The sequence below is a fragment of the Pseudoalteromonas sp. CO342X genome (genome assembly GCF_004208915.1).
Lineage (GTDB): Bacteria > Pseudomonadota > Gammaproteobacteria > Enterobacterales > Alteromonadaceae > Pseudoalteromonas > Pseudoalteromonas maricaloris.
Genome location: NZ_SGPH01000033.1, coordinates 87,464 through 108,409, shown reverse-complemented (window position 1 = coordinate 108,409; position 20,946 = coordinate 87,464). Strand labels below are relative to the sequence as shown.

The following is a 20,946-nucleotide window of genomic DNA, read 5'->3' as shown; positions in this document are numbered from 1 at the left end:
CAGTGAGCAAGCCGATATTACCTTAGGGGTGCCGGTTGCAAATCGTCAGCAAAGCGAGTTTGAAGCTATGCTTGGCTGCTTTATTAATACCTTGCCACTGCGTATGCAGATAAACGGCCATCACTCCATGAGTGAGGCGATTAAGGCGCTGCAATACAAAGTATTGCAAGGGCTTAGTAATCAAAACGCTGCCGTGGAAGACATCATTGAAGCGCTAGAGCTACCCAAATCCGCCGCGCATTCCGCCTTGTTTCAAGTGTTATTTAACTACAATGGTGTAGCAAGTAGTAAAGTGTCGGTAAATAACCAATTAGAAGCCGAGTTAATTGCCCTAGATAATGGCACTGCGAAATTTGACTTAACCCTATCTGTTGATGATACAGATGATGCCCTTGTGTGTGACTTTGTTTATGCAACAGGGCTTTATGACCATGCGCTTATTCAGCGGTTTGCCGATGATTATTTGGCACTCGTCCAGTGCTACTGTGCTAAAGAGGCGCTGCCAATTGACGACTTGGTGCTCAAATCAACGAACGTACCGACAACGGTGGCGGATATCAATCACAATATCAGCCAGCCGATGCTTGTGCCGCAAGCAATCAGAGATATAGCGCAAACCCAAGGTGAGGCGATCGCGGTAGTTGTGCCAAGTACCAAGGGCGAAGCATCACGGACCCTGACATATCAGCAGTTGTATGCCCAAAGTTTGCAAATTGCCAATAACTTACACGCAGCCACGTCAATCATTGCGCTGATAACAACGGGTGATATGAGTGACATTGTCACTATGCTTGGCGTAATGCAAAGTGGCCGTGCGTATTTACCTATTGATGGCAATATGCCTGCGGCCAGAGCGCTACAAATGCTAGCGCAAGCTGAGTGTAATACGGTGGTAGTAAGTGTCGAAACGCCACTTTGCCAAGCGCTACGAGAAGCTGACATCAGAGTGCTTACATATAGTGAGCTGAGCCAAAACAAAGGAGCGCTGCAGCAAACTTATTCACCAAGTTTTGATGATAGCGCGTATGTGTTGTTTACTTCTGGTTCTACTGGTGTGCCCAAAGGGGTTGAGATCAGCCATGGCGCGCTGAGCCACTATTGCAGCTGTATCGCGGCGAGATTGAGTTACAACCAAGATACGCGAGCGGGGGTGGTCACAGGACTTGCTACGGACTTATGCTTAACGGCTGTCTATCCGGTGCTTACTCATGGCGGCACTGTGGTACTCACCCTTGCAAACCAAGCGCCAGAACCGACTGAAATCGCAGCCAAGTTAGTAGCTGAGCAAGTTAATTTGATTAAATTAACCCCTTCTTTTGCCGCGGTGCTTTTGCCTCAGTTTGCTGAGCAAAAGCCCGCTATTTCGCAGTGGGTGTTAGGTGGAGAAGCATTAGGTGAGCAGCTTGTTGATAGCATTCGCGCGCTGACGCCAGCGGCGCGTATTTTTAACCATTATGGTCCGACGGAGGCTTGTGTTGGAGTGGTTTGTCATGAAGTGACAGACAGCAGGCTAACCGGCCACAGTTATCCGATCGGTACGCCTTTGGCACATGTTACCACCTGCGTACTCAACAAACAGGGGAAGCCAACACCTGCAGGCATGCCTGGAGAGCTCTATATTGGCGGGCCGAGCCTCGCTAAAGGGTATATAAATACGCCTTCAGAGACCGCAGCTCAGTTTACAAGTAGCTTGCAACATAGTGCCCAATGCGTCCGTTTTTATCGCAGCGGTGATAGCGTTAGACTGAATGCGAGTGGCGAGCTTGAATTTCTCGGTCGAATTGACAAACAAGCGAAAATTCGCGGTTACCGTGTTGACCTCAATGAAATAGAAGCTGCACTGTTAGCGCTTGATGAGGTAACGCAGGCTGCAGTCGTTGTGCGCAAGCTCGGCAAACAAGATGCTTTGGTTGCTTTTGTGGTAAGTGTTGATGGCAGCCAGTGCGCCGCAACCAATCTGCGCGAGGTGATCCGCCAAGGCTTGAAGCGTGGCTTGCCTGAGCCGATGATCCCAAGCTGGATAGAGCTTTGCCAGCATTTACCCACCCTGAGTAATGGCAAGATAGACCGCCAACAATTACAGTCTTTGGCATTAACTTCTCAAAGCCAAAGTAGTGAGGTGACAAGTAGGTTGCAGCGACAGTTAATTGCGCTCTATCAAACCTTAACAGGCGCACCAGAAGTGGGGCTGCACGATAGCTTTTTCAGCATCGGTGGTCACTCCTTATTGGCAATGCAATTACTCAATGAGCTAAGAGCCCAGCTCTCGGTGGAGGTGAGCTTAAAGCAAGTATTTGCCAATCCGAGTGTACTTGAACTAAGCGAGATGCTGGCTAACTCTCAGTCTCAATCTTCATTACCAAGTCTACAACCTGCGCCATCACAGCCTAGTTATCCTTTGTCATTTGCACAGCGGCGCTTGTGGTTTGTTGACCAACTGCAAGGGCACAGCAACCAGTATAACCTACAGGGCATATTCCAATTGCAAGGCAAGCTGAATACTGAAGCCTTAGAGCAAGCCTTTATTGCTGTGATTAAGCAACATCCAGTCTTGGCGTTTAATTACCATCAAAATGAGCAAGGAGAACCGCTCCAAAGCATTAACCTTGATGCTCGATTTACCCTGGTTAAGCACGACTGGACAGATAAATCCGCAGAGCAACAAGTACATGCGTTAGAGCAGGCTATCGCAGAAGATTACGCAACCAGCTTCGATTTAAGCCGTGATTTAATGCTGCGCGCCAGTCTTTATCAACAACAGGCGATGCAGGCTACCCTTGTGATCACCTTACATCATATCGCTGCCGATGGTTGGTCTATTGCGTGTTTGAGTGAGGCTTTAGGGCTGGCTTACAAAGCTGCGCTCAGCGGCGAAACCTTAGCGCTACAAGAGCTGCATTACGTTGATTATGTAATGTGGCAACAACAGCTAGAACAGGGGTCGCTATGGCAACAGGAGCTCGACTATTGGCGTATGCAATTACAAGGTCTGCCCAAGATTCATGAATTACCGCTAGATTGTAGCAGAGAAGCAAAAACCTCTTTGCGTGGCGCCTTAGTGATTGAGCCCATACCTGCAGCGCTGGTTAGTGCGCTTCGAGCGTATCAAACTCGTTCAGGGCAAACCTTATTTGTGTTACTGCAAACGCTATTTTCATTGTGGTTAAGCCGCTTTTCTCAACAGCGCGATGTGGTTGTTGGTACGCCGGTATCAGGACGTCACCTTAAAGCATTTGAGAATATGATTGGTAATTTTATCAATACCTTAGTGCTTAGAAGCGAATGGAGTGAAGACACTAGTTTTACCCAAGCGCTACAGCAAACCCAAGGCTTACTCAACGACGCATTGCAACATCAACATATTCCCTTCGACGTGTTAGTGGATGAGCTAGACATTGAACGCTCAAGCGCCCAGCATCCGCTGCATCAAATCGTGTTTCGGGTAAATAATCAGGTAAATGAAAACCTTAGGCTAGAACAATTGGAAGTGACGCCCTGCCAAAGTAAAGTACGCGGGGCCAAATTAGATTTGGAAGTCGCAGTGATAGACGAGGGGGATGTACTCACCGTTGAATGGCTTTATGATAGCAATTTGTGGCAAGAAGCGAGTGTAGTTAGTTTCCATCAGCAGTTTTGTTATGTGTTATCGCAGTGTCTTGCAGAGCCAAATACCCCGTTGTCAGCATTGTCATTGTGGCCCGCTGAGCAGCAGTTAGCACTATTAAAACAGCAGCAAAGTGTTGCGGTAGAAGTGACAGAGCAACAGCCATGGGTAACTCAGTTTAGTCAGGTGGCTCTTCAGACCCCACTACAGACTGCGGTGCGCATGGGAGAGTTCACTTGTAGTTATCTCACCTTAGAAAAATGCGCGAACCAACTTGCTAATAGCTTATTAGAAATGGCATTTGCCGAGCAAAGTCGCATTGCTATTTTACTGCCGTCTTCGAGTTACATGGTGGCCGCGGTGCTGGCAATATTAAAAGCGCGCCATACCTATGTGCCCATTCATCATGACACGCCAACCGATACCTTAGCCTATATCATGAATGATGCAGACATCGTATTGACGCTGGCGCTAAGTGAAGATGCCGAGCGCTTGATTGAAGCCGGAAGTGACTTTTTGTTGCTTGATGATTTGTTCGAAGCCGAGGGGAATTTTGCGTTTTACGATACCAGTTTGCTGGTAGATGAAGGCGCATCTGCATTTAACGAGGCCGAGCTTGCCTATGTTATTTATACCTCAGGTTCAACTGGGCAGCCAAAAGGGGTGCCCATTAGTCATGCCAACCTCAATAATTATCTGCGTTTTGCTTGTCAGCGTTACCTGCCACAATCAGGAGGCATAACCAAGGCAGTGCTCAGTACACCGCTGGCATTTGATGCGACGGTGACCGCCTTAGTGCCTATTTTAATGCGAGGCGGTGAGCTTGAGTTGCTCCCCACGGGCGCTGAATTGTTGCCTGCCTTACAAGTGCAGATTTTTGCAGCCAACGAAGCCAAGTTATTCAAGTTAACACCGGCGCACCTACGCGCGGTATTTGCATTAAGTGACGCACAAACTCGCAGTAATATCGCCCACCGATTTGTGGTTGGCGGTGAGGGGCTAAGTGCAGCCTTGGTTGATAAGCTGATGGATAAGCTCCCTAATGCTCAGTGGATAAACGAATACGGCCCAACTGAGGCAACAGTCGGCTGTAGTATCTATTCTGTAAGCCATGAATCGCGCCACTTGTTAGCGAGCCACGAAGAAGTGCCTATTGGTCATGCTATCGATAATATGACACTTGCGGTAGTCGACGAGTTTGGCGAACTGGCTTTACCTAATATGCCCGGGGAGCTTTGGCTAGCGGGAGGTGGGGTGTGTGAAGGCTATATTAATCTCGCGAGTGTGACGCAAACACGCTTTGTTGAGCAAGCAGTGCCTGCGTCTGGTACTTCAAGCATGCGTTGGTATCGCAGTGGCGACAAGGCAAAGTGGCAGGCGAATGCGCGCGGTGAGGCAAACTACCTTTGTTATTTGGGGCGGTTAGACGAGCAAGTAAAACTGCGAGGCTACCGTATTTCTCTTGTGGCAATCGCCCATCAAATCGACGCGTTGGCGCAGGTAAAGAGCTGTGCTGTGAGTGTTGATGAAGCACAAGAAAGCCTAGTGGCTCATGTGGTTTTAAATGGTGAGGCTAAGCTCACACTCGTGCAGTTGCGCCAAGCTTTATCGCAGTCGCTGCCCAGTTACATGTTACCTGCCGCGCTGGATATCGTTGCTGATATTCCACTGACTGCAAACGGAAAAGTAGACAAGCAAGCACTACAGTTTGCCTATCAGGCACAGGCGAAAAGCCATGAGGTCGCCGAGGTAATTGATGGATCTAAGCTCACAGACATACAGCGTTATTTACTTGAGTTATATCGTGAGCTATTACCGAGCCAAGTACAGAGTATTAACGACAGTTTCTTTGACTTAGGTGGGCATTCACTGCTCGCCATAAAAGTGATCAGCCGAGTGCGCAGTGAGCAACGGCGAAATATCACCTTGCCACAACTCTTTGATGCGCCAAGTATTGCAGCGTTTGCTGAAGTGATAACTGCAAGTTCGATGATTGCGCACAGCAATACCATTGAGCCAGTATCAAGAGCTCAAGCGTTACCTCTGTCTTTTGCCCAGCAGCGTTTGTGGTTAATTGACCAGTTACATGAGCAGAGTGTGCAATACCATATGCCAGCGAGCTATTGGTGTGAAGGAGCCTTAGATATTGACGCTTTAACACAAGCGTTAAGCGCGATTGTTGCACGTCATGAAGTGCTCCGTACGGTCATCGTTCCTGCAAGTGGTGAGCACGGTGCTGTGCAGCAAGTTCGTGCCCAAGTAGCTTGTCCTGTGGAATTAGTAGATTTGTCTGGGCTAAACAACGCAGAGCAACAGCAGCGTTGGCAAACATTGCAGCAACAATCGCTCAGCAAGCCTTTTGATTTATGCCAAGACACTATGCTGCGCGTTATCTGTGTACAGTTTAGTCACAACCGATTTGGACTCTTGTTTAACATGCATCACATTGCCAGCGATGGTTGGTCGATGGCGCTACTTGCCAAAGAGTTTGTGGCGTTTTATCGGCACTTTAGTGAAGCGCCAGCGTATCCGTTGCCAGAGCAATACGCTAAACCGCTAGCGGTGCAGTATGCAGACTTTGCCTACTGGCAGCAGCAACAGCAAGATAGCTATCAGGCAGATCTTTCTTATTGGCAAACTCAGTTGCAGCAGTGTCCTGTTGTTCATGAATTACCGCTGGACTTTGAGCGGCCACAAGTTCAGTCCCTTGATGGTGAGTGTATTCGTCATACACTTACGACGTCGCAAGTTGAGGCGATAAAAGCGCATTGCCAAGCACAAGGAGTGACCTTGTATATGTGGTTGCAAAGTACTTTTTCGCTGTTGATGCTTCGTCTTTGTCAAACGCAGGATATTGTCATTGGCTCGCCTATTGCCGGACGTGAGGTGAAAGAGTTAGAGGGGTTACTGGGCTGCTTTGTGAATACCTTGGCTATTCGAGCTCGCAAAGTGGGGTCGCCTTCATTTAACGACTGGCTAAATGAGCAAAAACAGGTGATCTTGGAAGCCTTTGCCCATCAGAATCTACCCTTTGAGCAGCTTGTTGATGCCATTAATCCACCGCGCAGCCTAGCGCATTCGCCCGTGTTACAAATACTCTTTGCACTACAAAATAACGAACAAAGTGACTTCGAACTACCTCACCTAAAAATCGAGCAACAGCTTGATCTTAAGCCTGCAATGAAGTTCGACTTAGAAGTCAATGCACAAGAATCTGGCAGTGAGATCGCAGTGCAGTGGAATTATGCCAAAGCCTTGTTTAAGCACACTAGCGTACAGGCGATGGTCGACGCTTTTGTGACGTTAATTGACGCGGCGCTGAAAAGCCCTGAGCAAAGCGTGAATACCTTACCATTAGTTGAGACTAAAGCACTCAGCGAGCTAGCGCCTACCACGCAGGCGCCACCACAATCGCCTTGGTTTATCAGCGATAAAATACGGCATTTTGCTCAGCACCACGCGAACCATAACGCAGTGCGAGATATGACTGGAAAACGATTAAGTTATGGCGAATTGGAGTCACAAAGTAATCAACTAGCGTGTTACTTGGTTGAGCAAGGCGTGACTGCAAGGTCGCAGGTCGCAATAAGCTTAGCGCCAAGCTGTGAGCAAGTTGTGGCACTTTTGGCAGTCTTAAAGGTCGGGGCCGTGTATGTGCCGTTTGACCCCAATGCACCGAGTCAGCGTCAGCAATATATAGTGCGTGACAGCAAAGCGACTTGCCTTATCACCACCTCGACGCTACTTCCCAACAGCGCAGAGCTTAGCTGCCGTTTGGTGCTAATGGACACCGCACAGCATTGGCAGAACATGCCTGAAGAGGCGCTTGCGCCATTAAGTGATATTGATGCGCCAGCTTATATAATTTATACCTCAGGCACCACAGGGCAACCCAAAGGCGTGGTGGTTAGCCATCGTAATCTGCACCTTTACCTTGAGCACGTCAGCCACAGTTATCTCCAAGGCGATATACACGAGAGCGTTGTCAGCACGCCTTTAGCGTTTGATGCGACAGTAACGAGCTTATGGGGCGCGCTGGTTAATGGCCTTGGAGTTGTATTATTGAATGATGGCGAGCAGTTAATCACAGAGCTTAGTGCGTGTTTAGCGCGTGATGAGGCGCTGCTGTTTAAGCTGACACCAGCCCACTTGCAAGGCGTGCTGGCGCGATTACAACCGAGCAATGCTGCGCACCAAATTGTGGTGGGGGGAGAAGCCTTATCTAGCAGCGTGGTTGCTCAAGTTGGGGCACTGCTGCCACAGGCTCATTTTTATAACGAATATGGCCCAACAGAAGCAACGGTCGGTTGTTGCGTGTATCGCTGTAACGGCCAAGATGCAGTTTCGCTTGCACAGCAATCGCAGCGCTTTGTGCCAATCGGTAGCGCCATTCAGGGCACTCATTTGGTGGTATTAGATCAGCATCAACAGCCGGTGCCGATGGGCATGCCCGGTGAGCTATACATTGCAGGCGATAATGTGGCTCAGGCGTATTTTGGGTTGCCTGAGCTCAGCGCCAGTAAATTTGTGTCATTGACATTGATGAATAACTCGCAGCGTTATTATCAGACGGGCGACCAAGTGCGCTGGCTGCTAGATGAACAGGGCTGCCCTAGTGTGCTGCAGTTTATTGGTCGTCGAGACAACCAAGTTAAACTGCGTGGCTATCGCATCGAACTTGAAGAAATTGCGGCTCAGCTTGAGCAACTAGATGCAGTGCAACAAGCACATGTGTTACTTAACGAAAGTAAAGATAACTTACAGGCCTGTGTGGTGCTAACTACACCATCGCACAGTGATGCCATTTATGAGCTTGAACAGACGCTACACACTCAGATATTAGCCTCGTTAGCAGAGGTCCTACCAAGTTACATGTTGCCTTACAAGCTGTATGCACTGGCTGCTATGCCGCTCACCAATAACGGCAAAGTAGACGCAGGAGCGCTTGCACAACTGGTGCAATCGCAACAGGCGCAAGTGCTTACAACACCTTTAGCTCCTATGACTGAACTACAAACGCTACTGGCAGAAGTTTTTGCTCAAGTGCTCAATACTCAAGTTCGAGATATTAACAGTAACTTCTTTGAGTTAGGAGGGCACTCTTTATCAGCAAGCCAAGCGGTTGCCTTAATTGAGCAGGCGCTTGAGGTGCCCATCACCTTAAAAATATTGTTCGAGCGGCCAAGCGTAAGCGCACTTGCAACTTGGTGTGAGATCCATCGTGCAGCCAAAGCGGCAGACGAAAACGGTCAGTCTGAGGAGATGTTTTTGTGATGAATGAACAACAAAGACAGATAGAGGCTTTGATCGCAGAAGCATTAGCAGCTGGCGTGACCTTGTATGAAAAAAACGGTGGCTTGGCATTTAAGCAAATCGCTGGGTTTCCTCCACAGTTAAAACAGCAGGTGGTTGAATATAAATCAGAGATCATTGCCTATTTTCAGCAACAAAGCCGTGATGTGGCGAACTCATCGCCGAAAATAGTCGCGCAGCCAAGCGCGGGGAAAATCTTACCGCTGAGCTTTGCGCAGGAAGGACTGTGGTTTATTGAGCAACTGCAAGGTAGCAAGCAGTATTATATGCCCGCCGAGTTTTTGTTACGCGGCAAGCTTAATATTCAAGCAATGCGCAGCGCCGTACAAGATGTGGTGCAGCGCCACGAAATACTGCGTGCTAGGTTTGTAAAAAATGAACAAGATGGCCAACCCCAGCTGCAAATAACGGATGATATTAGTGCGCCGTTCGAGTGGCTTGATGCCAGTGTAGCAGCTGAGGAAACACGGCAAGCCTACATTGCTTCGCGCATCGCAGCACATCAGAACAAGCCTTTTGATTTGGCTCATGATTGTTTGCTTCGCGTGCTGGTGGTGAGTGATGGCGATGAACATCACCTTGCATTTAATATGCATCATATTGTCTCTGATGGGGTGTCAATAGCGCTACTTGCACAAGAGATAGAGGCTGGCTATTGCAAACACATAGGCGCATCTTATACACCGCTTGCAACTATGCAGGTGCAATATAGTGATTTTAGTCAGTGGCAGCGAGCACAGCTAACGCCAGATCGCATCGAGGCACCACTGGCGCAACTAAAACAGCAATTTGGCGAATTAGCGCCGTTGCAGTCATTGCCTTGTGATTTTGTCCGTCCTGCGGTGCAGTCGTTAACGGGGAAAATATATCGCCAAGCGCTTGATGCGTCGTTATTTGCGGCGATCTCGACACAGGCGAAGTCGCTCCAGCTGACACCCTTTATGTGGCTGCTCAATACCTTTATGTTGTTTATCGCAAGGCTTACGCAATCGCAGCAGGTGGTTGTAGGCACGCCAGAACTTGGCCGTCATCACTCCGAATTAACGCCACTAATCGGTTTGTTTGTTAATACCTTAGTGATGCATGCAAAGCTCGAAAGTGATATGCCATTTAGCCAATGGTTGCAGCAACAAAAAGCCCTCAACCTAGCGGCGTTTGAATATCGCGATATTCCTTTTGATAAAGTGGTGGAAGCGGTTGGTGCTCCAAGAGATTTAAGTCACCATCCGCTAGTGCAAATATTATTTACACTGGAAACCCGTGATGAGCGTGCTTTTAAGCTTCCGGGATTATCGGTTCAAGAAGTGCAAAAACAACAGGCGGATAGCATAGCGGTAAAATGCGACTTAGAACTCAATGCCGTAGTTGATGAGCAGGCACTTTATTTACATTGGAAGTTTGATAGCCATCTTTACACAGAAGAAACCATCAAACATTGGGCGGATTGTTTCCATACGCTGCTTCAAGCTTGTGTTACAGCCCCTCATACCGCCGTTGGTGAACTTGCGTTACTGAACCAAAAACAGCAACAAGCATTAATAACGGGCGCTCAATGCCAAGCGGCAACTTGGCCTAAGCAAGACACCATCACCAGTTTATTCACGCGCTACGCCGAGCACTTTGCCACACGTACTGCCGTGCAAGATAGCACGACTATGCTGAATTATCGTGAGCTTAACGATCGAGTCAATGCGCTGGCGGTAATGCTGTTACAACAAGGGGTCACGCCACGAACCATGCTGGTGGTGAGTGTATCACGCAGCATAGAGATGATAGTGACCTTGCTAGCAGTGCTTAGAGTGGGTGCTGCCTATGTGCCGGTAGATCCCGACTACCCGCAAGAGCGCATTGAGTATATTTTGGGAGACGTGCAAAGCCCATGGCTGCTTTGTGACAACGCTACCCAGGCACAGTTTAGTCAGCTTTCATACCAGCTAATTAATGTGTCACAGGCAGAGCATCAGGCCAGCCGCGAAGCCCTCAAGCAGCTTGATGCTATTCAGATTGAGCCGCAAGACTTGGCGTATATGATCTATACCTCTGGCACCACAGGGAGACCAAAAGGCGTACAAATTGAGCATCGTCATGTGGTGCGCTTACTTCATGTAGAGCCCAACTTATTCGATTTTAATGAGCAAGATATTTGGACCTTGTTTCATTCCTTCTGCTTTGATTTCTCTGTGTGGGAGATGTATGGCGCGTTACTCTTTGGTGGTCATCTTGTGGTTGTGGATAAAGCGACTGCGCAAGACACTCAAGCTTTTGCTCAGTTGTTGGTTGATGCTCGTGTTACGGTCTTAAATCAAACACCAAGTGCGTTTTACGCACTACAAGCCACGCTACTCAATGACAGTCAACTGGCGAGCCAGTGTGCAGTGCGGTACGTGATTTTTGGTGGTGAAGCGTTGCAGCCAAGTAAGCTACAACCTTGGGCACAGCACTTACCAAATTGTCAGTTAATCAATATGTATGGCATTACCGAAACCACGGTACATGTTACGTTTAAGGCGCTGGAGCCTGCGGATCTGACGCTCGGCACCAGTAATATAGGTCGTGCTATTCCGACCACCAGCTGCTATGTGCTTGATGACAAGCAAAGGCTCTTGCCGCAAGGTGTCGTGGGCGAGTTGTACGTAGGGGGCGAGGGGGTTTGTCGGGGTTATTGGCAACGTGACGAATTAAACGCCACTCGCTTTATTCAAAACCCGTTTAGTGAAGCGTCTGAGCAGCGATTATATCGCTCGGGAGATCTTGTGCGGCTAATGGCCAGCGGTGAGCTGAGCTATGTTGGCCGAATTGACGACCAAGTAAAGGTTCGGGGTTACCGCATTGAATTAGGTGAAATTGAAAATCAGTTGCGTCAGCATCCCGAAGTGGCTGAGGTCACTGTGCTGTTAAATCGGCAAGATCCTGAGAATGTCTGGATCTGCGCCTTTGTGGTGTTACACAAACAGGTCGAGTTCGACGACATCACTTTAGTCATGCAGCAGTTTTTAAAACAAAATTTACCTGACCATATGTTGCCTGCCAAAGTGCAAGCGGTAGCAGCCATGCCACTGACCAGCAATGGCAAAGTAGATAAAAAAGCACTACTGCAGCAACTTGATACAAGCTTTAACGAAAACACTTATGAAGCACCAGTTAGCGAGCTTGAAACCCAACTTGCAAGCTATTTTTCCGAGATACTGCAGCGCGAATCAGTTGGTCGTTATGACGACTTTTTTAGACTCGGCGGGCACTCGCTACTTGCTGCAAAACTGGCAAATCATATTCGCAAGACGCTGCACATTGAGTTACCGCTGCAAGCGATTTTTACGCACCCTACAGTACAAGGTTTAGCGGCTGCACTTGAAAAGCAAGACGCGCAGCTAAGTGCTATTGCTGTGGTGGATAAAACCAATGGCGTAGCGTTGTCTTTTGCTCAGCAGCGTTTATGGACATTAGATCAAATGCAGCAGGGCAGCCAGCAATATCAAATTCAAGCGTTATTGGCGTTTTCAGGGGAGCTTGATCTGAGCGCATTCGAGCAAAGTTGGCAAAAAGTGCTGTCACGGCATCAGGTGTTGCATTCGGCTATCACCAACACTAATGATGGGCCTAAACAGCACCTTGTGGCTTTGCCTGAGCATTTTGTTACGCTCATTGATGTCTCCACACAATCACCGCTTTGGCAAACTGTGGTTTGGCAGCGCGCGGTACGGGACGACCAAGCGCAGGGTTTTGATCTTAGTAAAGATCTAATGATCCGTGCAACTCTGGTTCGATTCTCATCAGGCTATCATCGTCTTATCGTCAATATGCACCATATTGCTAGTGATGCTCGCTCCATCGAAGTATTAATGCGAGAGCTGACGCAATTTTATGCCCATTACGCCCAAGGCTGTGAACTTACCGATGACTTGATTGCGCCACCTGAGGTGCAATACGCGGATTATGCCCATTGGCATCGAGCACAGTGCCAAGGCGCGCAGCAAAGTGCAGACATGGCATTTTGGTCTGCGCACCTTGACGATGCGCCGCCACTGCATCAATTACCGCTCGATACGCCGCGTGGGCAGGCCGTGAACAATAGCGCGCAAGCATTTACTGAGCAGCTAAGTGCTGAAACATGGCAACGGCTACAACAGCATTGCCAGCGCTTGGCAATAACCCCGTTTATTTGGTTGCATAGCGTGTATGCGGTGGTGCTTGCTAAGTTTAGCCAAGTGGATGATATTGTGATTGGTGCGCCATTTTCAGGGCGGCATCACCCACAAGTGGAGCAGTTGATTGGCTTTTTCGTCAATGCCTTGCCAATTCGCGTGAAGGTCGATTGGCAGCAGAGTTTCAGCCAACTACTCGATATACAAAGAGAGCAGATTGAGCAAGTACATCAACATCAATCACTTCCCTTTGAGCAGCTCATTGACCATCTTGGTGTTAGCCGAGAGCTAAGTCACCAAAGTGTTTTCCAGTTGAGTTTTGCGTTAAATCCCGAGCCACAGCACACACCAGAGTTTGTGGGGCTCAGCACGGAAGTTTTAGCGTCGGAAAACGCGCGTGCCAAGTTTGATCTAGAGCTCAGCGCAACAGTAAATGGGCATGGGTTGAGATTGCACTGGCTATACAACAGTGGATTATTTGAAAGAGAAACTGTGGCTAGCATTGCAGAGTGTTTTAATGCCGTGATAGTGCAATTACTCGCGCAACCTGAGTGCCCGCTTGCGGATATAAAACTTTGCAAGGAGCAGCCGCTAGAGAATCATGCGATTTCAGGCAAATCAGCGCCGGAACATTTCGAGCAGTCAGTGCTTGAGCAAATTGAGCGACATATGGCAGAGCCTGCACAAGCTGAGCGAGTTGCGGTAATTGACACAAACTCAAATCAAACCTTGAGTTATGGTGAGCTCAATGAAAGAGCTGCGGCATTGGCGGCGCTGTTATTAAGCGAAGGGCTCCAGCCCGAGCAACCTGTATTGATCGCGATGACGGGTAGCGCAGATCTCATTGTGGTGATGTTGGCTGTGTTAAAAGCGGGAGGATGTTATGTACCTGTGGACCCTCATTACCCTCAAGCGCGAGTCAATTACATCGCTAAAGACAGCAGCGCTGCGCTGGTTTTAACAAAGTGTGAGTTTGCCGCTCGCTTTGAGGCAGCTGAGTTAGATGATAATCACCTTGAGGCAGAATATCGCTCGCCACATGTTATGTGTGTTGATGACGCCAACGTGCAAGCGCGCCTTGCGGCAATACCACTACCTCAGCAGTTTCCAAAAGTTAAAGCGGAGCAGTTGGCCTATGTGATTTATACCTCAGGCACGACTGGTAATCCTAAAGGCGTGATGATAGCCCACCAAGGGTTGGCGAATTTATGTGGTTGGCACCGACGAGCTTTTGCGGTGGATAATCATAGCGTAGCGAGTCAAACCGCAAACCCCGCCTTTGACGCGGCAACGTGGGAAATTTGGCCTTATTTATGTGCTGGCGCGAGCCTTGTGTGTGTGACAAAAGCGGTGCTACAGTCACCGGCCGAATTAACAGCCTGTTTCAATACACACCAAGTCACGCATAGTTTTATTGCAACGCCAATCGCTCAAGCGCTGCTCACTGAGTCTTTGTTTAATCCACAAAGCTTGCGTTATTTATTGGTTGGCGGCGATAAACTTGGTGCACTGCAAGCAAAAGAGTACGGATTTACCCTAGTCAATAACTATGGACCTACCGAAGCCTCGGTGGTCGCGACTTCAGGTGTGGTTGAGTTTGACGGAAAGGTGCCAGATATCGGCTTGCCTGTCGACAATAGTCAGCTATTTATTTTAGACCCACAATTGCACGCTGTGCCACCGGGGATGATTGGGGAGTTATATATAACCGGAGCGGGACTTGCCAGAGGATATTTACATCAACCACAGCTTAGTGCTGAGCGTTTTATTGAGCTACAAGTCTCTCCCTCGCACATGGTGCGAGCCTATAAAACGGGAGATTTGGTTCGCCTGCTTAGCAACGGCCGTATCGCCTATATGGGTCGTAACGATGGACAAGTAAAACTGCGAGGGTATCGTATTGAACTGGCCGAAATTGAACAGCAAATTGGGCTGCTATCGAGCGTACAAGAATGTGCGGTTCAGATAACCACAAGCGCGTCAGGGCAGCCACAGTTGCAGGCATTTGTGGTAACAACAACTGAGCCTCAAGTGCTTCAAGCCCAGCTAAAGGAAAGACTACCAAGTTATATGGTGCCAGAGCATTTTGTCATGCTCGCAAGGCTACCTTTGACACCGCATGGCAAGGTTGACCATCGTGCCTTGGCAACACTTGGTAAAACTCAACAGATTATCACGGTAACCGAGCAGAGCGCGGTCACACCACAGGCTAACAGCGTCGTAGCTCAGTTACTGGCGATTTATCGGCAGGTATTAAGTACACCATCCATGACCGCTGAAGATGACTATTTTGCTTTGGGCGGCGACTCTATTTTGAGTATTCAAATCGCCAGTAAAGCCAAAGCACTCAAGCTACCAGTTAGTGCTACCGATGTGTTTACCTACCCCAATGTTTCGGCACTTGCAGCAAGACTTGCCCAGCAAGATATTCACCTGCCTATGAGTAAAGCAAGGCAGCCATTGGTTGGTCAACTCGATAAATTACCAATTCAGCATTGGTTCTTTGCTCAACAATTTGCCAAACCCAGTCATTGGGATCAAAGCGTGCTGGTGAGTGTAGATAAGTCCGTCACACCAGCGCAGCTCATGCAAGTGATAGGGTACTTGATAGCTCAGCACGATGCGCTACGTTTGGTGGTTGCGGATGAAAATACCCTATTTGTACGTGATGGCATTGATATTCAAAAGGTATTTACGGCGCATACACTTGAGCGTGACGTCTGGCAAACTGAGCTGAGTGAGTTCAGTGAACAAGTGCAGCAAGGTTTTGCGTTTACTGGCACGCCACTGTTTAAAGCGGTGTTATATGTTACGCCTGACAGCGAGGCTAATAATCGTTTGCTGTTTAGCGCACATCACTTGCTAGTGGATGGCGTCTCTTGGCGTGTGTTACTTGAAGATGTGAGCCAGCTACTACAGCAGCAAATAAACAATGTGCCGTTGGAACTTCCTGCCGCAAGCGCGAATTTGGCTGAACTTGCCGATTTTTATCGTGAACTTGCAACCGATGAGCGTGGTTTGCGCAAGTGGCAGAAGGTGGTAGCACTGGCTGAAACCTCACACTTATTGAGTCTTAAGGATACAAAAGCGACCCCAACCATAGCCAAAGTTCGCCACACATTGTCAACAGCGCACACCCGTGCGCTACTGGGATCCGCCAACACCAGTTATGGTACAACGGCGCAAGCATTGCTGCTCAGTGCGCTTGCCAGGTGTGCGCAAAAGCGTGGTGCAGGCAGTGAAGTGATCATGCTAGAAGGGCATGGTCGCGAGTTACTGACGGAGGCACTGGACAGCAGCCGAACCATTGGCTGGTTAACGGCGCTTTATCCAATGCAGTTATTTAGTAATGGCAGCCGCTTGCATGATGTTATTTGCAGTATCAAGGCTGAGCTTGAAAGGAGCGCTAAAGTCGCCAGTAGTTATGGTGCAGCGCGGTATTTACACCCAGAGCCAAACGTTCGCTCATCGCTTGAGATTGATACCCGAGGCTTACTGTTTTTCAACTATTTAGGCCAGCTAGATACAGTTATTGAGCAACAAGGTTTGCTGGGAGACGCTCGTGAGTCGACTGGCACTTTGGTTGCAGAGTCAAACCTCAGTTACTTTGGAGCGCAGCTAACAGCGGCAGTTATCGATGGTCAATTGGCGTTAACGTTAGAGTTTGACAGCCTGCGCTTATCATCTGAAGAAGCAGAGCGACTAAGTAAAGAGATACTCGAAAGTCTAATTCAGGTCATCGAGCATTGCCAATCCCAGCCTCAACGTCATTACACAGTCAGTGACTTTGCACTTCTCAGCGGCATTTCTGAACGGCAGTTACAGCGCATACTTGGGCAATTTGACGAGGAAGTTGAGGATATTTACCCTCTAACTGGTTTGCAGCAAGGCATGTGGTTCCACAGTCAAACGGCACGTGAGACGCACACTCAAAGCACGCTACCTTACGTCGAGCAAACCAGCTTATTGCTACAAGGTTGTGTGGATATTGAGGCGTTGAGTTATGCTTGGCAGCAATTGATTAAGCAGCACAGCATATTACGCACGGCCTTTATAGATGTTGCTGGCGAGCCGCTGCAAGTGGTCTGTAAACATGCCGATGTACCACTGACGCTGTTGCACAGCGATGCTGTTGCAGAAGAACAATCGCACATGGTGAAATCACAGGCTGCGGTGGAGCTTGCCGAGCCGCTTAGGCTCTCGCAAGCGCCTTGTATGCGGTTGTGTTTAATCGTTTTTGAAGATGGCAATGTCGGGGTGGTGTGGACCTATCATCATCTCATCATGGATGGATGGTCGCTGCCGGTGTTATTTGCTGAATTATTGGCATTTTATCAAGCCCGTTGCCAAGGTGAGTTACGCCCCATTGTGGTAGATAATTTCCGCGATCATATCGAATATTCGCATATGCATGTTGACCGCGACGAAGCGTTTTGGCGGGAGTATTTGAGTGGAGTTACCACGCCCACATTACTCAGCGAAAAGGTACTTCACACTGAAAATCACACTGAAAATAAAGCGGCTGGTGTTAAAGAACTTAGTGTGACTTTACCGCAATCGCTGCAAGATGCCGTGACTCGCTTTACGAGCGAGCAAGGACTTACCATCAATCAGTTTATCCAGGGGCTCTGGGCTTATTGGGTGGCAAGTTGCTGCAATGAACCGTATGCCTTATTTGGTCAAACCATCGCGGGTAGACCTACAGCGCTTAGTAGAATGGCGCAGCGCGTTGGCTTGTATATCAATACTCAAGCGGTCCATGTAACGATAGATCAAAATGCGCGTGTGAAAGATTACCTGCAAGCGGTGAAGTCGCAGCTTACGGCATTGGCGCAGCACCCGCACACACCACTGACACAAGTTCATCAATGGTCGGGTATTGAAAATGACAGTCCATTGTTTGATTGCTTGCATGTTTTTGAAAATTATCCGCAAGATCCGTTACAAAATAGCGCTGTGCTGCCATTTATCGCAACAACCTTAAGTGAAGTTGACGAAACGCACTATCCATTGACCTTCGTGGTCGGCGTAGGGGCCGGTTTATCGCTCACGCTGAGCTATCAGCAGCAATGCTTTGATGAAGTGTTTATCGAGCAAAGTCTTGCGGCGATGCAGCAGCTGATGTTAGCTGCGACACAACAGCCTGAGCAAACACTCGGAAAATTGTCTTGGCAGCCTCAACACGCGCCGTACAGCAAGGCACTGCCTCTGCCTACTTTTGCACTGACGCAAGCGGCGCAATATCAAACGCCAAATTTACCTATTCAGCAATTATTTGCTCAAGTTGCTGCTGAATTTCCTGAGCATATTGCTATTCGTGAATATAGTACCGCCTCTGGGGAGGCACGCTGTTATCGCTATTCACAGCTGGATAAAGACGCCAATCAGCTCGCCCATTACCTTGCTTCACGACTAGAGCCGAGTACAGCCCCCGTTATTGTTGGCCTGTGTTTAGAGGCGAGTTACCAGCTTATTGTGGCTATGCTTGCGGTGCTCAAATTGGGTGCGGCTTATCTACCAATTGCACCAACACTACCCGAGTCTCGACGTCGTTTGCTGTTGCAAAATGCCAATGCAGCCATGCTGGTTACCAAAACAGAATATTGGCAGGGTAGCTCGGAGCAGGTGGTGCCTCAAGTCGATTTAGATAGTATTCAGGGCGCTTTGGCTGAGCAGCCTAGTCGTTGCTTTACTGCGCCATGCCAGATTGACGACCTCTGTTATGTAATTTACACCTCGGGCACCACGGGCATGCCAAAAGGGGTGATGGTGGAGCATGCCAGTGTCGTTAATTATGTGCAGGCATTAGCCGCGCAATATGCGATTACGCCCAGCGACAATTACCTGCAATTTGCTAGCATGAGCTTTGATGTGTTTGCGGAAGAAGTCTTTTGTACTTTAATTCGTGGCGCAACCTTGGTGATGGCACCGACAGACGACATGTTGGACCCCAACAAGTTGGCGCAATTAAGCCAAGATGCCGAGTTAACATTGATGAGTTTGCCAACAGCGTATTGGCATCAACTTGCAGCGACTTCAGTCACCTTGCCAACCTCATTACGGATCATCACCATAGGTGGCGAGCAGATGCAGATTGCCGCGCTCACCGATTGGCAGCAGCGCTATGGCGACCGTATTCGAATTATTAACGCCTATGGCCCGACTGAAGCAACCATTTCTGCAACCCTTAATGATGTCACACACTTCAGCGGTGCACGCGTGCCAATTGGTCAGCCCGTCGCTGGTTTGTCTTTATATTTACTTGATGAGCAGCTTCGAGCGGTGGCCACCGGTGTGGAAGGGGATTTATACATTGCAGGTATTGGCCTTGCCAGAGGTTATCTCAACGACAAAGAAAAGACACAGCAGGCCTTTATCATTGAGCCAAATAGCGGCCAGCGACTTTACAAAACTGGCGATCGCGCTTGCTGTTTAGCCTCAAATGAATTGCTGTATCTAGGTCGTGGTGATGACCAAGTTAAAGTGCGCGGTTACCGCATCGAATTGGGTGAGATTGAGCGGCAACTTCAGCTGTTAGACGAAGTTGCTGCGTGTGCTGTGGTGGTGCGTGAAGATAGCAGTAACAACGCGCAATTAGTGGCATTTGTGCAGCCAACACAGCATACGGAAGTGGGTGATGCTGCTTTGCGAGCGCAATTACGCGCAGTACTACCCGCTTACATGGTCCCTGAGTTGTTTCAATCAATTAGCCAGCTTCCGCTGACAACGAACGGCAAAGTAGATCGCAAACGGCTCATTGCGCTGGCCGGCTCATACACTCCGCCTCAACCCTTGCGGCAAGAGGCTAAGCTGGAAAGGCTTACACCACTACAAACTCAATTAGCGCAGCAGTTTGCCTGTCGTTTGCAGTTGGATGGAGTGTGCCTTGACGATAACTTCTTTAATTTAGGTGGTCATTCGCTATTAGCGATGCGTTTAGTGGGTGATATTAATCAGCACCTACAACTCAATTTTCCACTGTCGGCACTGTTTGAGTATCCGACTGTGCGTGGGCTCAGCCAGTATATTCAAGCATTGAGAGATGGTCTTGGCGAACGCGATAGCAAACCTCAATCGCTTGAAACCTTAGTGTGTTTGCAAGAGGGTGAGCTTGGTTTTACACCTGTGGTATTGATTGCGGGAGCGGGAGGTTGGCTAATGGCATTTCATGCGTTAGTGAATGGGCTTGATAACCGTATACCCGTTTATGGCTTGCAGCCAGAGGCGCTTGCAGAGGAACCCGAGACGCTAACTTCGATTAGGCGCACCGCAGAGTATTACTTGAGTGTATTAGCAGACGCTGAACTTGGTGAGCAAGTGCATTTGGTCGGACATTCTTTTGGCAGCTTTATTGCCTATCAACTTGCCACTTTACTTGAGCAACAAGGTCGGATTGGCTGTTTGGTAACTGTGATTGATACGCCTGTACCGAGCAGCCCAACGCTTAACTTAGGGGAAGCGCAAATCGCACAAATGATGCTGGATAATCTGGTGGCGTTTTTCCGCCTTAGTGTCTCTGATGCAGAAATCAGTGCCTATAGGCAAGGTGATGCTTCAGCACGCATTGCTTATCTCAATCGTTGGATACACCAAGCTGGATTTAATTTTAGTGATGCGCATCTACGTCACTTTCAGCAAGTTTTTAGTGCCCAACTGCGAGCAAATATTGAGATGCCGTCTATGCTTAGCGACACCCCAATCTGCGTTGTAAAAACGCAGCAAACGCAAGAATTTGAAGGCCATCCTGTGAATAAAGACATGGGGTGGAAACCATTTAGTCACTCTCTCTCTTGTTATGAAGTCAAAGGAGATCATTTGTCCTGCCTGCAAGCCGAGCAAGTAGGGCAGTTGGTTAACATAATTGAGCGCAACTATGTGTTGCACTAG

Annotated in this window: 2 protein-coding genes (1 of these 2 running past the window's edge); both read left to right on the top strand. The window is 48.7% G+C overall.

The window, feature by feature from the left end:
* Positions 1-8,878, top strand: the 3' portion of a protein-coding gene (locus EXT47_RS14870; protein WP_130126959.1) for a non-ribosomal peptide synthetase. 950 nt of this gene lie to the left of the window's left edge; the window shows 8,878 of its 9,828 coding nt (coding positions 951-9,828); its start codon lies beyond the left edge, outside the window; it ends in the stop codon at positions 8,876-8,878.
* Complete coding sequence (locus tag EXT47_RS14865; protein ID WP_130126967.1) at positions 8,878-20,946, top strand: non-ribosomal peptide synthetase; 12,069 nt, start codon at positions 8,878-8,880, stop codon at positions 20,944-20,946. The genes EXT47_RS14870 and EXT47_RS14865 overlap by 1 nt, the downstream gene beginning before the upstream one ends.